The sequence below is a fragment of the Pseudomonas sp. GW821-FHT05D12 genome, assembly GCF_059419825.1.
On record NZ_JBWKSN010000005.1, the window covers coordinates 423,216 to 440,550 of the forward strand.

The 17,335-nt window shown below is 59.9% G+C and carries 15 protein-coding genes; 12 read left to right on the forward strand and 3 right to left on the reverse strand.

All coding sequences use genetic code 11. The annotated features are described in order from the left end of the window. Window positions 1–65: 65 nt before the first annotated feature. Together argE and argA are read left to right on the forward strand one after the other, a co-directional pair. Window positions 66–1,214 (forward strand): acetylornithine deacetylase, encoded by a 1,149-nt coding sequence (gene argE, locus AC07SI_RS12270; RefSeq protein ID WP_065902314.1) that lies wholly within the window; start codon window positions 66–68, stop codon window positions 1,212–1,214. A 135-nt stretch (window positions 1,215–1,349) separates the two neighbouring features. Next, window positions 1,350–2,648, forward strand: coding sequence for an amino-acid N-acetyltransferase (argA, locus tag AC07SI_RS12275; protein ID WP_065902312.1), 1,299 nt, complete (start codon window positions 1,350–1,352; stop codon window positions 2,646–2,648). A gap of 40 nt (window positions 2,649–2,688) precedes the next feature. Here the strand turns inward: argA and tauA are convergent, their stop codons facing one another. After that, on the reverse strand, window positions 2,689–3,675 hold the full coding sequence (gene tauA / locus AC07SI_RS12280) for a taurine ABC transporter substrate-binding protein (protein ID WP_065902310.1): 987 nt from the start codon (window positions 3,673–3,675) through the stop codon (window positions 2,689–2,691). 370 nt (window positions 3,676–4,045) lie between these two features. Between tauA and AC07SI_RS12285 the strand changes: the two genes are divergently transcribed. The 8 genes from AC07SI_RS12285 (at window position 4,046) to AC07SI_RS12320 (ending at window position 11,379) form a co-directional block, all read left to right on the forward strand. Next, on the forward strand, window positions 4,046–5,401 hold the full coding sequence (locus AC07SI_RS12285; RefSeq protein ID WP_495005795.1) for an OprD family porin: 1,356 nt from the start codon (window positions 4,046–4,048) through the stop codon (window positions 5,399–5,401). A gap of 291 nt (window positions 5,402–5,692) precedes the next feature. Continuing rightward, window positions 5,693–6,331 (forward strand): peroxiredoxin, encoded by a 639-nt coding sequence (locus AC07SI_RS12290; RefSeq protein ID WP_495005796.1) that lies wholly within the window; start codon window positions 5,693–5,695, stop codon window positions 6,329–6,331. A 292-nt stretch (window positions 6,332–6,623) separates the two neighbouring features. Then, window positions 6,624–7,217: an NADPH-dependent FMN reductase gene (gene ssuE / locus AC07SI_RS12295; protein ID WP_015886424.1), complete on the forward strand. Its 594-nt coding sequence runs from the start codon at window positions 6,624–6,626 to the stop codon at window positions 7,215–7,217. A gap of 97 nt (window positions 7,218–7,314) precedes the next feature. Continuing rightward, entirely contained in the window at window positions 7,315–8,283 is a 969-nt protein-coding gene (locus tag AC07SI_RS12300) for a sulfonate ABC transporter substrate-binding protein (RefSeq protein WP_120450412.1), read from the forward strand. Window positions 8,284–8,308: 25 nt separating this feature from the next. Beyond that, window positions 8,309–9,457, forward strand: a complete 1,149-nt coding sequence (gene ssuD / locus AC07SI_RS12305) for an FMNH2-dependent alkanesulfonate monooxygenase (RefSeq protein ID WP_065902304.1) — start codon at window positions 8,309–8,311, stop codon at window positions 9,455–9,457. A 9-nt stretch (window positions 9,458–9,466) separates the two neighbouring features. Then, on the forward strand, window positions 9,467–10,255 hold the full coding sequence (gene ssuC / locus AC07SI_RS12310) for an aliphatic sulfonate ABC transporter permease SsuC (protein ID WP_065902302.1): 789 nt from the start codon (window positions 9,467–9,469) through the stop codon (window positions 10,253–10,255). After that, window positions 10,252–11,058 (forward strand): aliphatic sulfonates ABC transporter ATP-binding protein, encoded by an 807-nt coding sequence (gene ssuB / locus AC07SI_RS12315; RefSeq protein WP_065902300.1) that lies wholly within the window; start codon window positions 10,252–10,254, stop codon window positions 11,056–11,058. The genes ssuC and ssuB overlap by 4 nt, the downstream gene beginning before the upstream one ends. Window positions 11,059–11,163: 105 nt before the next feature. Further along, on the forward strand, window positions 11,164–11,379 hold the full coding sequence (locus AC07SI_RS12320; RefSeq protein ID WP_003213899.1) for a TOBE domain-containing protein: 216 nt from the start codon (window positions 11,164–11,166) through the stop codon (window positions 11,377–11,379). A 126-nt stretch (window positions 11,380–11,505) separates the two neighbouring features. Here the strand turns inward: AC07SI_RS12320 and AC07SI_RS12325 are convergent, their stop codons facing one another. Then, on the reverse strand, window positions 11,506–12,135 hold the full coding sequence (locus tag AC07SI_RS12325; RefSeq protein WP_120450410.1) for a TetR/AcrR family transcriptional regulator: 630 nt from the start codon (window positions 12,133–12,135) through the stop codon (window positions 11,506–11,508). Between the two features lie 335 nt (window positions 12,136–12,470). Continuing rightward, window positions 12,471–13,847, reverse strand: coding sequence for a glutamine synthetase family protein (locus AC07SI_RS12330; protein WP_003213894.1), 1,377 nt, complete (start codon window positions 13,845–13,847; stop codon window positions 12,471–12,473). Between the two features lie 609 nt (window positions 13,848–14,456). Between AC07SI_RS12330 and AC07SI_RS12335 the strand changes: the two genes are divergently transcribed. Continuing rightward, window positions 14,457–15,815 carry a glutamine synthetase family protein gene (locus tag AC07SI_RS12335; protein ID WP_065902296.1) on the forward strand — a complete coding sequence of 453 codons (1,359 nt, stop codon included), beginning with the start codon at window positions 14,457–14,459 and terminating at the stop codon, window positions 15,813–15,815. 58 nt (window positions 15,816–15,873) lie between these two features. After that, complete coding sequence (locus AC07SI_RS12340) at window positions 15,874–17,238, forward strand: aspartate aminotransferase family protein (protein ID WP_495005797.1); 1,365 nt, start codon at window positions 15,874–15,876, stop codon at window positions 17,236–17,238. Window positions 17,239–17,335 lie beyond the last annotated feature (97 nt).

The following is a 17,335-nucleotide window of genomic DNA, read 5'->3' on the forward strand; positions in this document are numbered from 1 at the left end:
ACGGTTTATTGTGTCGTGCAGATGGCTCTATAGTGGGGCTCATCCGGGAAGTTGAGAGGCCGCGCATGCCATTACCGTCCATGAAAGAGCAGTTCGCCGCGCTGATTGCCGCGCCTTCGGTCAGTTGTACCCAAGCGTCTCTCGACCAGACCAACCGACCGGTCATCGATTTGCTCGCCGGTTGGTTGGGCGACCTGGGTTTCGCCATCGACATCCAGCAGGTCAGCCCCGGCAAATTCAACCTGCTCGCCAGCTTCGGCAGTGGCCCCGGCGGCCTGGTGCTGGCCGGCCATAGCGATACCGTTCCGTATGACGCTGCGTTGTGGAAGACCGATCCGCTCAAGCTGACGGAAGTCGACGGCCGCTGGGTAGGACTGGGCAGCTGCGACATGAAGGGTTTTTTCGCGCTGGCGATTGAGGCCGTGTTGCCGTTGCTCGATCAGCCGTTCAAGCAGCCGTTGCTGATCCTGGCCACCTGTGATGAAGAAAGCTCCATGTCCGGCGCCCGCGCGCTGGCCGAGGCAGGTCGCCCGTTGGGCCGTGCGGCGGTGATCGGCGAGCCTACCGGCCTCAAGCCGATCCGCCTGCACAAAGGCGTGATGATGGAACGCATCGACATCCTCGGCCAGAGCGGCCATTCGTCGGATCCGAGCCTGGGCCACAGTGCCCTGGAGGCCATGCATGACGCCATCGGCGAACTGCGCGGCCTGCGCCTGGCCTGGCAGCGCGAGTACCGCAACCCGCAATTCAGCGTACCGCAGCCGACCATGAACTTCGGCTGCATTCATGGCGGCGACAACCCCAACCGTATCTGCGGCCAGTGCTCCCTGGAATTCGACCTGCGGCCATTGCCCGGCATGGACCCGCAGGTGCTGCGCGCCGCGATCCGGCAGAAGCTCGAACCCTTGGCCGAGCGCCACAAGGTCAAGATCGACTACGCGCCGTTGTTCCCCGAAGTGCCGCCGTTCGAGCAAGCCGAAGACGCCGAGTTGGTGCGGGTTGCGGAACGATTGACCGGTCATCGTGCCGAAGCAGTAGCGTTCGGCACGGAAGCGCCTTATCTTCAGCGCCTTGGTTGTGAAACCCTGGTGCTCGGCCCTGGCGATATCGCCTGCGCCCACCAGCCGGGCGAGTACCTCGAAATGTCACGCTTGACGCCTACAGTGCGTCTATTGCGTGAATTGATCGAACATTACTGCCTGAAACCTGCATAAATTAACCCTTGCCTGTTCGTACATAGAAGGAGAGCGAGCGTGTCGCCAAGCCTGTTCCGACGATAACCATCAGCCCGCTGTGCGTTTTCACGATTCATCCTTTTTCGGCTGCTTTTTATTACAGGCCCAGGTTTTATGCCCGAATACGTCAATTGGCTTCGTCACGCTTCGCCCTACATCAATGCTCACCGGGACTGCACCTTCGTGGTCATGCTGCCTGGCGACGGTGTGGAACATCCGAACTTCGGTAATATCGTCCACGACCTGGTGCTGCTGCACAGCCTCGGCGTGCGGCTGGTGCTGGTGCACGGTTCGCGCCCACAGATCGAAGCGCGCCTTGAGGCGCGCGGCCTGACCCCGGCTTACCACGAAGGCCTGCGCATCACCGATGCCGCAACCCTGGAGTGTGTGATCGACGCGGTCGGCCACCTGCGCATCGCCATCGAAGCGCGCCTTTCCATGGACATGGCCTCGTCGCCGATGCAGGGCTCGCGCCTGCGGGTGGCCAGCGGCAACCTGGTGACCGCACGACCTATCGGCGTGCTCGAAGGCGTGGATTACCACCACACCGGCGAAGTGCGCCGCGTCGACCGCAAGGGCATCAATCGCCTGCTGGACGAGCGCTCCATCGTGTTGCTGTCGCCGCTGGGCTATTCGCCGACGGGTGAGATTTTCAACCTGGCCTGCGAAGACGTCGCCACTCGCGCCGCCATCGACCTGGGGGCCGACAAGCTGTTGCTGTTCGGCGCCGACCTCGGCCTGATCGATGAAAATGGTCGCCTGGTCCGCGAGCTGCGTCCGCAGCAAGTGCCAGCGCACCTGCAACGCCTGGGCAGCAACTACCAGGCCGAGCTGTTGGATGCCGCCGCCGAGGCTTGCCGTGGCGGCGTCGGGCGCAGCCATATCGTCAGTTACGCCGAAGACGGCGCGCTGCTCACCGAACTGTTCACCCGGGACGGCGGCGGTACGCTGGTGGCCCAGGAACAATTCGAGCTGGTTCGCGAGGCGGCGATTGAAGACGTCGGTGGCTTGCTGGACCTGATCAGCCCGCTGGAAGAGCAGGGCATCCTGGTGCGTCGTTCACGCGAAGTGCTGGAGCGTGAGATCGAGCAATTCAGTGTGGTCGAGCGCGAAGGCATGATCATCGCCTGTGCGGCGCTGTATCAGATCGCGGATTCGGACGCAGGTGAGCTGGCGTGCCTGGCGGTGAATCCGGAATACCGCCACGGCGGGCGCGGTGATGAGCTGCTCGAACGCATCGAAACTCGTGCGCGGGCCCAGGGTTTGAAGACCTTGTTCGTGCTTACCACGCGCACTGCCCACTGGTTCCGCGAGCGGGGCTTTGTGCCGAGCAGTGTTGATCGCCTGCCGTCGGCACGGGCGTCGCTGTACAACTACCAGCGTAATTCGAAGATCTTCGAAAAAGCGCTGTAACCCCCATTCTGTAGGAGCCGGCAAGCCGGCTCCTACAGGGTCAGGGCTTGATGAATTGGTCGGTCACAAAGGCCGAATAGTCCGGCAACACTGTCTCGACCTTGCCTTGTTCCTTCAGGAACTTCGCTGTCTCCCCAATCGCCTTCGCCGTGCCGCCTTTGAGCAGTGCGTCGGTCTGCTGCGCCTTGGCGTCCGGGAAGGTGGTACCGGCCAACAGCTCTGGAATGTCGGCGGCGTTTGAACCTGTCAGTTTGGCGATTTTCTGTACCGGCTCGGAGTCCACTGTCCAGGCATCTTTATGGGCCGCGTAGTCGGCGAAAGAGTCCAGCGTGACCTTGGCAAACCTGGCCACTACGTCAGGATGTTTTTGCGCAAAATCCTTGCGTGCTACCCACACCTCAAACGTCGGTGCGCCCCACTGACCCACCTGGGCCGCGTCTGTCAGGGTCTTGCCGGTCTTGCGGATCTCTCCGAGCGCAGGTGACCAGACAAAAGCGCCGTCGATATCACCCCGTTTCCACGCGGCGGCAATTTCGGCGGGTTGCAGGTTCACCACTTTGACTTTCCGGGTGTCCAGCCCCCAATGCTTCAATGCACCGAGCAGGCTGTAATGAGAGGTGGAGACAAAGGGCGTGGCGATGGTCTTGCCGACCAGGTCTTCGGGTTTGTCGATGCCGCTGCCGTTGCGCACCACCAATGCTTCAGAAGTATTGATCTGCGCCGATACGATGAACGCGACGATCGGTAGATTGCGCGATGCAGCTGCGGCGAGGGGGCTGGAACCGAGGTTGCCGATTTGCACATCACCCGAGGCGATCGCGGTGACGACTTCCGGCCCGCTGTTGAATCGGCGCCAGGCAATTTTCTCGCCAATGGCCTTTTCATAGAGGCCATCGGCCTGTGGGACTTTGCTGGGATCGATACCCGTTTGGTAGCCGACGGTTAAATCGGCGGCTTTGACACCAAAAGAAAGTATTAGTGACACAAAAACTGTAACAAATTGACGGGAGGATGTGCCTTTGGCCATGATGGCGTCGCCTTTTTGATCGTGGGTGACGTATGAAACGGTACGGCCACACTAATCGATCTAAAAAAGCGCTAACAAATACCCTTTGGGAATTAGCTTATGGAGCGGCTCGTCTATGCTGACCTGTTCGCGCCATGGAAAGTCTTATTCCCGAATCGTATGAAAAAGAATGAAACAATTATTTTTGGGTGTATGAAAAACTCATTACCCTGCAGGGACCAAATTAACTGCGATTAGACGAAGGTAGTAGACACACAAGGTTACGATTGACTTGGTAGTCACTATCTGGCGCTAATCGCGCATCTGTGGATCGAGGGCGTCAGACCCGAGACCAAAGAAATACAAAAATTAGAAATGAGAGGAGCGGTACATGAAGAAGTCAACATTGGCGTTGGCCGTGGCTGTAGCTGCGATTGCCCAACAGGCAAACTCCGCCGGTTTCATCGAAGATAGCAAGGCAACACTGGGGCTGCGTAACTTCTACATCAACACCGATAACCGTGATGGCGCTGCAAAACCGTCCAAGAACGAAGAGTGGGGCCAAGGCTTCGATCTGCGCTTCATTTCGGGCTATACCCAAGGCACCGTTCAGTTCGGCGTTGACGCAATCGGCCTGTACGGCGTGCGTCTCGATTCCGGCCGTGGCACCAGCGGTAACATTGCCGGTACTTCGTCCGGCGGTACCGTGTTCCCGAGCGACGGCAATCGCGCGGTCAACGATTTCGCGAGCCTGGGCGTAACCGGTAAGGTCAAGATCTCCCAAACCGAACTGAAGCTGGGCACCCTGCAGCCTAAGCTGCCAGTGATCGTGACCAACGACGGTCGTCTGCTGCCGCAAACCTTCCAAGGTGGCCAGATCACCACCAATGACATCAAGGACTTGACGCTGGTTGCCGGTCAGGTCGAAAAGGCCAAGGGTCGTAACTCCAGCAACAACGAGAACCTGTCGATTGCCGGTGCCAACGGCGGCTCCAACTACAATGCTGGCAAATTCAGCAACAAGTTCTACTACGCCGGTGGCGATTACAAGATCACCAAAGACCTGACTGCCCAGTACTACTACGGCAACCTGGAAGACTTCTACAAGCAGCACTTCCTGGGTCTGACCCACAACTGGGCTATCGGTCCGGGCGTATTGAAGTCTGACCTGCGTTATTTCAACAGCTCTGACGACGGTAAGAACGGTGACACCGCTGCCTACTTCTCCAGCGGTAACTACAACAATTTCAACGCCGGTAAAGGCAAGGTCGACAACAACCTGTACAGCGGCTTGTTCCTGTACACCGTTGGCGGTCACACCTTCGGTGGTGGTTACCAGGTCAGCAATGGCAGCAGCGACTTCCCTTGGCTGAACCAGGGTGACGGTTCGTCGGCTTACATCACTACTGACATGCAGATCCAGAAGTTCGCCCGTGCCGGCGAGCGTACCTGGCAGGCACGTTACGCCTACGACTTCGCCAAGGTTGGCGTACCGGGCCTGACGGCCGGTGTTGTGTACCTCAAAGGCAGCGACATCGACACCATCGCCAACAACGCCGGTCGCGCTGAAACCACCGGCCAGTCCGAGTGGGAACGCGACATCACCGTTGCCTACGTGATTCCAGAAGGCCCGTTGAAAAACCTCGGCTTCGCCTGGAAAAACGCTATGTGGCGTACCGACCTGGCGAACACCCGCTCCCAGGACGAAAACCGCCTGATCGTCAGCTACTCGCTGCCACTGTTCTAGTAGCGTGAAGCTGTAGTAAGACTGTAAACCTTGCCCGGCGCTACGCCGGGCAAGGTGTCTTGCGTTTCAAGTCGGGCCAAACCCCCGCAGGCCCTTCCTGAACCCCTCTTTTTACAGCGTCTCAAGGCCTTCTCGAACCTTGAAGCGGATGTTGCTCCTCGCCCGTTGCGGCGTCCAATGAACAGATTTTTAATATTCCTTTATCGTCTAGATAAATCGATATTTATTCTTTTTAAATAATCGTCAATCCATGCACAGTGGGCTCCATAAGCACTCACCAGGAGCCACACCATGAGCCTAAGACTGGGCGATATCGCCCCCGACTTCGAACAGGATTCCAGCGCCGGCAAGATTCGTTTCCACGAATGGCTGGGCGATAGCTGGGGTGTGTTGTTTTCCCACCCGGCGGACTTCACCCCGGTGTGCACCACCGAGCTGGGCTTCACTGCCAAGCTCAAGGACGAGTTCGCCAAGCGCGGCGTCAAGGCCATCGCGCTGTCCGTAGACCCGGTGGACTCGCACCACAAGTGGATCGAAGACATCAACGAAACCCAGAACACCATCGTCAACTTCCCGATCCTGGCGGATGCCGATCGCAAGGTGTCGGACCTTTATGACCTGATCCACCCGAACGCCAGTGACACCCTCACCGTGCGCTCCCTGTTCGTGATCGATCCGAACAAAAAGATTCGCCTGACCATCACCTACCCGGCCAGCACCGGCCGCAACTTCCACGAAATCCTGCGGGTCATCGACTCGTTGCAGCTGACCGACAACCACAAGGTCGCCACCCCCGCCAACTGGCAGGACGGTGATGAAGTGGTGATCGTGCCTTCGCTCAAGGACGAGGAAGAAATCAAGAAGCGCTTTCCGAAGGGTTACCGGGCGGTGAAGTCGTATCTGCGCCTTACCCCTCAGCCTAATCGTTAAGGCTGACACCGCCATCGCCGGCGAGCCGGTTCCTACAGGTGATCGCATTCCATTTGTAGGAGCTGGCTTGCCGGCGATAGCAATAGTTCCGACGACTCACATAGCAAGGGTTTTCAGGCCGTTTCGACGGCCTTTTTTTTCGCCTGGGATTTGATAGCTCTCATATGCATTTAAAGAATAAACACATGAAAAAATAAGATTTAAAGATATATAAATCTGCTGATAAGGTCTGTTCCATCTTGGCGCCATCGTCACACAGCGAACCGCCGACACCTGCTCAAGGAATTCCTGCATGTTGGTCGTAACACTTGGAGGCAGTCCCAGCCAGCGTTCCCGCTCCGGGGTCTTGCTGGATAAAACCCGTCAGTGGTTGCAAGACAAAGGGGTGGAAGTGGTGAGTTACCAGATACGGGACTTCCCGGCTGAAGACTTGCTGCACGCGCGCTTCGACAGTCCCAAGGTCATTGACCTGTTGCAGCAAGTGGCTAACGCCGATGGCCTGGTGATCGCCACGCCGGTGTACAAGGCGTCGTTCTCGGGCGCGCTGAAGACCGTGCTCGATCTGCTGCCCGAACGCGCCCTGGCTCACAAGATTGTGTTGCCGATGGCTACCGGCGGCAGCATCGCCCACATGCTGGCGGTGGATTACGCCTTGAAGCCGGTTTTGTCGGCCCTCAAGGCGCAGGAATTGCTTCACGGCATCTTTGCCGAAGACAGCCAGATCGCCTATGGCGAAGGCAGTGCCCAGGCGCAACTGGTGCCTGTGCTCGAACACCGTTTGCACGAGGCCCTGGAGACGCTGTACGGCGCCATGGCCCGTCGCCCGAAACCGCTTGACCCCCATGTGTTGAATGAACGTTTGTTGAGTGCTCGCTGGAGCATCTGAGCCTCAGCCAGCCATTAAGAAGTACTCACCTTACTCAGCCGCCAACGGCCAAGCAGGTGCAGCCAACCCCCTAATCGCACTATTTGGAGAGAGCGCCATGCGCACTGTCATCTTGCGTCGTGGTCTGGTCGCACTGTTTGCTGCGGCTGTGTCCTTCGGCGCCATGGTTCAAGCCCAGGCTGCCGAAACCTTGCGTATCGGTTACCAGAAATACGGCACCCTGGTGCTGCTCAAGGCCAAGGGCACCCTGGAAAAACGCCTGGCCGCCGAGGGCGTGCAGGTGCAGTGGACCGAGTTTCCCGGCGGCCCGCAATTGCTCGAAGGCCTGAACGTCGGCTCGATCGACTTTGGCGTCACGGGCGAAACCCCACCGGTATTCGCCCAGGCGGCCGGTGCCGACCTGGTCTATGTGGCCTATGAGCCTCCAGCGCCGACCAGTGAAGCGATCCTGGTGCCGAAAGATTCGACGATCAAATCGGTGGCCGAGCTCAAGGGCAAGAAAATCGTGCTGAACAAAGGCTCCAACGTGCACTACCTGCTGGTGCGTGCGCTGGAAGATGCCGGCCTCAAATACACCGACGTGCAGACCGTCTTCCTGCCGCCCGCCGATGCGCGTGCCGCGTTCGAGCGTGGCAGTGTCGATGCGTGGGTGATCTGGGACCCCTACCAGGCGGCCGCCGAGAAACAGCTGCAAGCGCGCACGCTGCGTGACGGTACCGGCATCGCCGACAACCATCAGTTCTACCTGGCGACCAAGCCCTACGCCGAAAAACACCCTGAAGTGGTCAAGGCGCTGATTGAAGAAGTGCGCGCCGTGGGCGAATGGTCCAAGGCCAACCCGCAGGAAGTCACTGAACAAGTGGCGCCGCTGCTCGGCCTGCCGGCTGACATCACCCTGACCTCGGTGAAACGCCAAGGCTACGGTGCGCATTTCCTGACACCGGAAGTGGTGGCGGCCCAACAGAAAATCGCCGACAGCTTCTACCAACTCAAATTGATCCCCAAACCCTTGAACATCAAGGACGTGATCTGGACGCCACCTGCCGCTGTGGCCAAAGCGCCGTAATCCGACTTCTTCAGGAGACAACTCCATGAGCCTCAATATTTTCTGGTTCCTGCCTACCCACGGCGACGGCCATTACCTTGGCACCGCCGAAGGCGCTCGCGCCGTTGATCACGGTTATCTGCAGCAAGTGGCCCAGGCGGCGGACCGCCTCGGGTTCGGTGGGGTGCTGATCCCTACCGGTCGCTCCTGCGAAGATTCGTGGCTGGTGGCGGCTTCGCTGATTCCGGTGACCCAGCGTTTGAAATTCCTTGTCGCACTGCGCCCCGGGATCATTTCCCCGACGGTGGCCGCGCGCCAGGCCGCGACCCTGGATCGCCTGTCCGGTGGCCGTGCACTGTTCAACCTGGTGACGGGCGGTGATCCGGAAGAGTTGGCCGGCGACGGTTTGTTCTTGAGCCATGAAGAGCGCTACCAGGCCTCGGTGGAATTCACGCGGATCTGGCGGCGTGTGCTGGAAGGCGAAACCGTTGATTACGACGGCGAGCACATCAGTGTCAAAGGCGCGAAATTGCTCTACCCGCCGATCCAGCAGCCGCGTCCGCCACTGTACTTCGGCGGTTCCTCCGAAGCGGCCCAGGACCTGGCAGCCGAACAAGTGGAAATGGTGCTGACCTGGGGCGAGCCGCCGGCGGCTGTCGCGGAAAAAATCGCGCAGGTGCGGGCCAAGGCCGCGAAGCTGGGGCGCACCGTGCGCTTCGGTATTCGCCTGCATGTGATCGTGCGTGAAACCAATGAAGAGGCGTGGAAAGCCGCCGACAAACTGATCTCCCACCTGGACGACGACACCATCGCCCGTGCCCAGGCCTCCCTGGCGCGCTTCGATTCCGTCGGCCAGCAACGCATGGCTGCCTTGCATGGCGGCAACCGTGACAACCTGGAAGTCAGCCCCAACCTGTGGGCTGGCGTCGGCCTGGTACGCGGCGGTGCAGGCACCGCGCTGGTGGGCGATGGCCCAACCGTGGCGGAACGCGTGAAGGAATACGCCGCACTGGGCATCGACACCTTTATCTTCTCCGGTTACCCACACCTGGAAGAGTCGTATCGCGTCGCGGAACTGCTGTTTCCCCACCTGGATATCGAACGTCCCGAGCTGCCGAAAAGCGCCGGTTACGTCAGCCCGTTTGGCGAGATGGTCGCCAACGACATCCTTCCCAAAGCTGCGTCACAGAGTTGAGGCGCCGCCATGAACTTTGAAAAATTGAGCCATCGCGTGGCACCGTGGGTGCTACCGATTCTTTTGCTGGCGGTGTGGCAGTTGTCGGTGTCGGCGGGCTGGTTGTCGACGCGCATTCTGCCGGCGCCGAGCGCGGTGATCGAGGCCGGGATCAACCTGGTCCGCAGCGGCGAAATCTGGACGCACCTGGCCATCAGTGGATGGCGCGCCGGCCTGGGCTTCGTGATCGGCGGCAGTATCGGCCTGGCCCTGGGCTTTATCACTGGCCTGTCGACGTGGGGCGAACGCCTGCTGGACAGCTCGGTGCAGATGATCCGCAACGTGCCGCACCTGGCGCTGATCCCGCTGGTGATCCTGTGGTTCGGCATCGACGAAACCGCGAAGATTTTCCTGGTCGCCCTCGGCACGCTGTTCCCGATCTACCTGAACACCTACCACGGCATCCGCAACGTCGATCCGGCGCTGGTGGAAATGTCGCGCAGCTATGGTTTGTCCGGCTTCAGCCTGTTCCGTCAAGTGATCCTGCCGGGCGCGTTGCCTTCGATCCTGGTGGGCGTGCGTTTCGCACTGGGCTTTATGTGGCTGACGTTGATCGTGGCGGAAACCATCTCGGCCAGCTCCGGCATCGGTTACCTGGCGATGAATGCCCGCGAATTCCTGCAAACCGACGTGGTGGTCCTGGCCATCGTCATGTACGCCATCCTCGGCAAGCTCGCCGACCTGGCCGCCCGCGGCCTGGAGCGTGTGTGGCTGCGCTGGCACCCGGCTTACCAAGTGAATAAAGGAGGTGCGGCATGACCGCTCAACAACCTCCACGCCTGTTGAAGGGTATCCCGCTGGCGGTGCGCAAATTGCGCAAGGCCTTTGGTGCGCGGGAAGTGCTCAAGGACATCGACCTGCACATTCCGGCCGGCCAGTTCGTGGCCGTGGTCGGCCGCAGCGGCTGCGGTAAAAGTACTTTGCTGCGCTTGCTTGCCGGCCTGGACAAAGCCAGCGGCGGCGAGCTGCTGGCCGGCTCCGCGCCGCTGAGCGAGGCAATTGAGGACACGCGGTTGATGTTCCAGGAAGCGCGCCTGCTGCCGTGGAAAAAGATCATCGACAACGTTGGCCTGGGCCTCAAGGGCAACTGGCGTCCCAAGGCGCTGGAAGCCCTGGAAGCGGTGGGCCTGGCCGAACGCGCCAATGAATGGCCAGCGGCCTTGTCCGGTGGCCAGAAGCAACGCGTGGCCCTGGCCCGTGCGCTGATCCACCAACCGCGCCTGTTGCTGCTGGATGAGCCGCTGGGCGCGCTGGATGCCCTGACCCGTATCGAGATGCAGCAACTGATCGAGAACCTCTGGCAAAAGCACGGTTTCACCGTGTTGCTGGTGACTCACGATGTCAGCGAAGCCGTGGCGATTGCCGACCGGGTGATCCTGATCGAAGACGGCGAAATTGGTCTCGACCTGATCGTGGATCTGCCGCGCCCACGGGTGCGGGGCTCACATCGCCTGGCCGCGCTGGAAGCCGAAGTATTGAACCGTGTGTTGTCGTTGCCCGGCACGCCGCCGGAACCCGAACCTGTTTCACCGCTGCCTACGCAACTGCGTTGGGCGCAATAAAGCAGCGGCAAGCTTTCAGCTTCACGCTGCAAGGGAAAGCAAAGCGCTTTGACTTGCAACTGGTAGCTAACAACTTGCAGCTATTTCGACCCCAGGAGAAATCGCATGACTATTAAAGCCATCAACGTACGTAACCAATTCAAAGGCACCATCAAGGAAATCGTCGAAGGCGACGTGCTGTCGGAAATCGACGTACAGACCGCCTCCGGCATCGTCACTTCGGTGATCACCACGCGCTCGGTCAAAGAGCTGGAGCTGGTGATCGGCAGCGAAGTGATTGCCTTCGTGAAATCCACCGAGGTGTCGATCGCCAAGTTGTGATTGGCGCCCTCGAAATCGCTATCGCAGGCAAGCCAGCTCCCACATTTAACGGCATTCCAACCTAGGAATGCGGTCAATGCGGGAGCGGGTTTGCTTGCGAAAAGGCCGACCCCGCCAACGCAAGACTTATCGTTTGGGCAGGTAGGGCGGCAGGTAAAGGCCCACATAGGCATCGAACACCCGCATGCCTTCCTCGGCCATGCGCGCAGTGATCTGCCCATGCTGATGCACCGAACGTGCGTACACGCGGTCGCTCAGCTCCAGCGCCAGGGCAAACACATCCACGTCCGTGGGCAGTGTCGGCACCTCGAAGTGGCGATTGAATACTTCGAGCATCAAATCCCCCAACTCCAGATCATGCTGGCGGTCCGCCTGGGTCACTTCGGTCAAACCGTGCTGGGCGAGGATCAGCTGACGTGCTGCTGCGTCGTTGCTGTAGATGGTGAGCATGCGTTGCTCGACGATGCAGGACAGGTCACGCCAGTGCTGGAGTGACTCATGCTCGATGGGCGCCTGGATGGCCGCCCGGAAGGCTGCGTGCACGTCTGCCGTGAGCGCCTCGAGCAGCGCCGGCACACTCGCAAAAAAGTGATACACCGATGACGGTGGAATCTGCGCACGCTCGGCCACGCTGTAGATCGACAGACTCGCCACGCCTTCGGCGGCCAGCAGGGTGCGGGCGGCATCGAGAATCGCGTCGATCCGTGCCTGGCTGCGGGCGCGGGGTTTGCGAGGGGTGGCGGGGCGGGTGGTCATGGATGTCTCCTACAAGGCAGAGCGCATTGTACGCAGAGCTTAAGGATGATCCATACCTGTGAGGCGACTGTGTAGGTGTGGCAAGTGAGCCTGTTGTGGCATGCAGTCATCCAGGCAGGCAGCAACCAAGCAGACAGGCATACCAAGCGAACAGGCACCAAGCAGGCAGGGCAGACCAAGCAGACAGGCACACCCAGTGTGGCGAGCAGGCTTGCCCTGCGTTGGGCTGCGAAGCAGCCCCCTTCAAGCAGAACCCGATGCACCAGGTACACCAAGTTGCCCACTCCAGGACCGCTTCGCAGCCCAACGCAGGACAAGCCTGCTCACCACAGCCGTCAGACGGTATGCAGGTACCAGTTGTACTCAAGGTCGGAGATGGAGTGTTCGAACTCTTCCAGCTCACTTTCCTTACAGGCGACGAAGATATCGATGTATTTAGGATCGATGTACTTGGCCATCACCTCGCTGTCGTCCAACTCACGCAGTGCATCACGCAGGTTGTTCGGCAGGCTTTGTTCGTTCTGCTCGTAGCTGTTGCCTTCCACCGGTGCGCCGGGTTCGATCTTGTTGGTCAGACCGTGGTGCACGCCTGCCAGGACCGAAGCCATCAGCAGGTAAGGGTTGGCGTCGGCGCCGGCCACGCGGTGCTCGATACGTACGGCGTCGGACGAGCCGGTCGGTACGCGAATCGCCACGGTGCGGTTATCCAGGCCCCAGCACGGCGAGTTCGGCACGTAGAACTGTGCGCCGAAACGACGGTAGGAGTTGACGTTGGGGCACAGGAACGCCATTTGGGCGGGCAGGGTCTCGAGCACACCGCCGATCGCGTGACGCAATGCGGCGTTCTGCTCGGGATCCTCGCTGGCAAAGATATTCTTGCCGTCCTTGTCCAGGATCGAAATGTGTACGTGCAAACCGTTGCCTGCCTGGCCTGGGTAAGGCTTGGCCATGAAGGTGGTGTCCATCTCATGGTCGTAGGCGATGTTCTTGATCAGGCGCTTGAGCAGTACCGCGTAGTCGCAGGCCTTGATCGGGTCGGCCACGTGGTGCAGGTTCACTTCGAACTGTGCCGGGGCACTTTCCTTGACGATGGCGTCGGCCGGGATGCCTTGCTCTTTTGCACCTTCCAGGATGTCCTGGAGGCAGTCGACGTATTCGTCGAGGTCGTCGATCAGGTAGACCTGTGTCGAGTGCGGGCGTTTGCCGGAAATCGGCGAGCGGGGCGGTTGTGGGCGGCCGTTCACGTTCTCCTGGTCGATCAGGTAGAACTCGAGTTCGAAGGCGGCACAGATGGTCAGACCGAGGTCGTCAAATTTGCTTACAACTTGGCGGAGCACTTCGCGCGGATCGGCGAAGAAAGGTTCACCTTCAAGTTCGTGCATGGTCATCAGCAGTTGCGCGGTAGGGCGCTTTTGCCAGGGTTCATTGCACAGGGTGTCGGGGATCGGATAACAGATTCGGTCAGCATCACCGATGTCCAGGCCCAGGCCGGTGCTTTCCACCGTAGAGCCGTTGATATCCAGGGCAAATAAAGAGGCAGGCAGGTTAATGCCCTTCTCGTAAACCTTGTGGAGGCTGGTGCGTTCGATGCGCTTGCCGCGCACCACACCATTCATATCCGCAATTAGAAGGTCTACGTACAGAACCTCAGGATGATCCTTAAGGAACGCGTTCGCTTCGTTAAGCTGAACGGCACGCGGGGGTACCGACATGATGCAACACCTTTGTTGTTAAAAATATCAATCATTGATCTTTTCTGGTTTCAGTCAACCCGAACGGCATGCCGAAGTCAAGCGAGGCCTTTTTTGCCCTAAAAAAGCGCCGCGAAGGCTTTTTTGGGGCTTTTTGGGGCGGTTTTTTGGGTTTGAAGGGCTTGGGACTCGCAGGCTTGAGCGGGCCGTGTTGTATTTTTTACGGGGGTGTTGTGTAAAAAAATGAACAAGGCTAAGCTCGATTCAAACCCATAACAGCAATAATACCGGGGTGCTTCATGTGTTTCCTGCCGCCACTTGGCGTCTCGGCCTGCTCCATGCAGGCGTTGTCATCCGTTCATTCATCCTGTGTGAACGCCCGCGCCCCGGCCAATATTCTTGACGCCTGGGCGGACCTCTTCTTTGCCCCTTTGCTGCCCTCGAATTTGCCTGTGAACGGTGCCTGCGCCAGGTGCTGCTCATGATTCTGCACGACTTTGGCTTGAGGAATGCAACGCTGCAGCAAATGGCAGGTAAGCTCCTACCCTGAACGAAGAGACGACGCGGATGCTGCGTCAACCAACGCCTGACCTTTTAATGGATGTCAGGAAACCCAGCCCAGAGGCATTTATGAGTAACAACCTCGACCAGCTCACCGATTGGTTGAAAGACCACAAGATCACAGAAGTCGAATGCATGATTGGCGACCTGACGGGGATCACCCGGGGCAAGATCTCGCCGACCAACAAGTTCATCGCCGAAAAAGGCATGCGCCTGCCCGAGAGCGTTCTGTTGCAGACCGTGACCGGCGACTATGTCGAAGACGACATCTATTACGAATTGCTCGACCCGGCCGACATCGACATGATCTGCCGCCCCGACCAGAACGCGGTGTTCCTGGTGCCCTGGGCCATCGAGCCCACCGCCCAGGTGATCCACGATACCTACGACAAGCAAGGCAACCCGATCGAGCTGTCGCCGCGCAACGTGCTCAAGAAAGTCCTCAAGCTCTACGCCGACCGCGGCTGGCAGCCCATCGTGGCGCCGGAGATGGAGTTCTACCTGACCAAGCGTTGCGAAGACCCGGACTTCCCGCTGCAACCGCCGATCGGCCGATCCGGTCGCCCGGAAACCGGTCGCCAATCCTTCTCTATAGAAGCGGCGAACGAATTCGACCCCTTGTTCGAAGACGTCTACGACTGGTGCGAGCTGCAGGAGCTGGACCTCGACACGCTGATCCACGAGGACGGCACCGCGCAGATGGAAATCAACTTCCGTCACGGCGATGCGCTGTCCCTGGCCGACCAGATCCTGGTGTTCAAGCGCACCATGCGCGAAGCCGCGCTCAAGCACGACGTGGCCGCCACCTTCATGGCCAAGCCGATGACCGGCGAGCCCGGCAGCGCGATGCACCTGCACCAGAGCATCATCGACATCGCCACCGGCAAGAACGTCTTCTCCAATGAAGACGGGACCATGAGCCAGCTGTTCCTCAACCACATTGGCGGCCTGCAGAAATTCATCCCTGAATTGCTGCCGCTGTTCGCTCCCAACGTGAACTCGTTCCGTCGCTTCCTGCCGGACACCTCGGCGCCGGTGAACGTGGAGTGGGGCGAAGAAAACCGCACCGTCGGCCTGCGTGTGCCGGATGCCGGCCCGCAAAACCGCCGCGTGGAAAACCGCCTGCCGGGCGCCGACGCCAACCCGTACCTGGCGATTGCCGCCAGCCTGCTGTGTGGCTACATCGGCATGGTCGAAGGCCATAACCCGAGTGCGCCGGTGGTGGGCCGTGGTTACGAGCGCCGCAACCTGCGCCTGCCGTTGACCATCGAAGACGCCCTGGAACGCATGGAAAACAGCAAGACCATCGAGAAATACCTGGGTCAAAAATTCATCACAGGCTACGTCGCGGTCAAGCGGGCCGAGCATGAAAACTTCAAGCGCGTGATCAGTTCGTGGGAGCGGGAATTCCTGCTCTTCGCCGTCTGATGCGCCGGGCGCGCCGTGGGAACGGCGCGCCCTCACCTGAAATGTCTAGGAGATTGGTATGTCCAGCAACAACCCGCAAACCCGTGAATGGCAAGCCTTGAGCAGCGATCATCACCTGGCGCCGTTCAGCGACTTCAAGCAATTGAAAGAGAAAGGCCCACGGATCATCACCAAAGCCCACGGCGTTTACCTGTGGGACAGCGAAGGCAACAAGATCCTCGACGGCATGGCCGGCCTGTGGTGCGTGGCGATCGGTTACGGTCGCGATGAACTGGCTGACGCCGCCGCCAAGCAGATGAAAGAGCTGCCGTACTACAACCTCTTCTTCCAGACCGCTCACCCGCCGGTGCTGGAGCTGGCCAAGGCCATTTCCGACATCGCCCCCGCCGGCATGAACCACGTGTTCTTCACCGGTTCCGGCTCCGAAGGCAACGACACCATGTTGCGCATGGTTCGCCACTACTGGGCGATCAAGGGCCAGCCGAACAAGAAAATCATCATCTCGCGCAAGAATGGCTATCACGGCTCCACCGTGGCCGGTGCCAGCCTGGGCGGCATGACCTATATGCATGAGCAGGGCGACCTGCCGATCCCGGGCATCACCCACATCGCCCAGCCGTACTGGTTCGGTGAAGGCGGCGACATGAGCCCGGAAGAGTTCGGCGTGTGGGCGGCCAACCAGCTGGAAGAAAAGATTCTGGAGCTGGGCGTGGACAACGTGGGTGCGTTTATTGCCGAGCCGATCCAGGGCGCCGGTGGCGTGATCGTGCCGCCAGCCACTTACTGGCCGCGCATCAAGGAAATCCTCGCCAAGTACGACATCCTGTTTATCGCTGATGAAGTGATCTGCGGTTTCGGCCGTACTGGTGAGTGGTTCGGCAGCGATTTCTATGACCTCAAGCCGCACATGATGACCATCGCCAAGGGCCTGACCTCGGGCTATATCCCGATGGGTGGCCTGATCGTGCGCGACGAAGTGGTCGCGGTGCTGAACGAAGGCGGCGATTTCAACCACGGCTTCACCTATTCCGGTCACCCGGTGGCGGCAGCAGTCGCCCTGGAAAACATCCGCATCATGCGCGATGAACAAATTGTTAAGCGTGTGCATGACGAAACGGCACCCTATTTGCAAAAGCGTTTGAGGGAGCTGGCTGATCACCCGTTGGTGGGTGAAGTTCGCGGTGTGGGCATGCTCGGTGCGATCGAGCTGGTGCAGGACAAGGCGACGCGCAAGCGTTACGAAGGCCGTGGTGTGGGCATGATCTGCCGCACGTTCTGCTTCGAGAATGGCCTGATCATGCGCGCCGTGGGCGACACCATGATCATTTCGCCGCCGCTGGTGATCAGCAAGGCTGAAATCGACGAGCTGGTGACCAAGGCGCGGCAGTGCCTGGACCTGACTTTGGCGGCATTGCAGGGCTAAGTGCTAGGCTCAGTGCGCAGCGGCTTCGGGCGCTGCGTCTGGGTTGTTATAAAAACGGGGCTTTGGTTGAAAGCCGGCCCCGGAACTTGCCAGACTG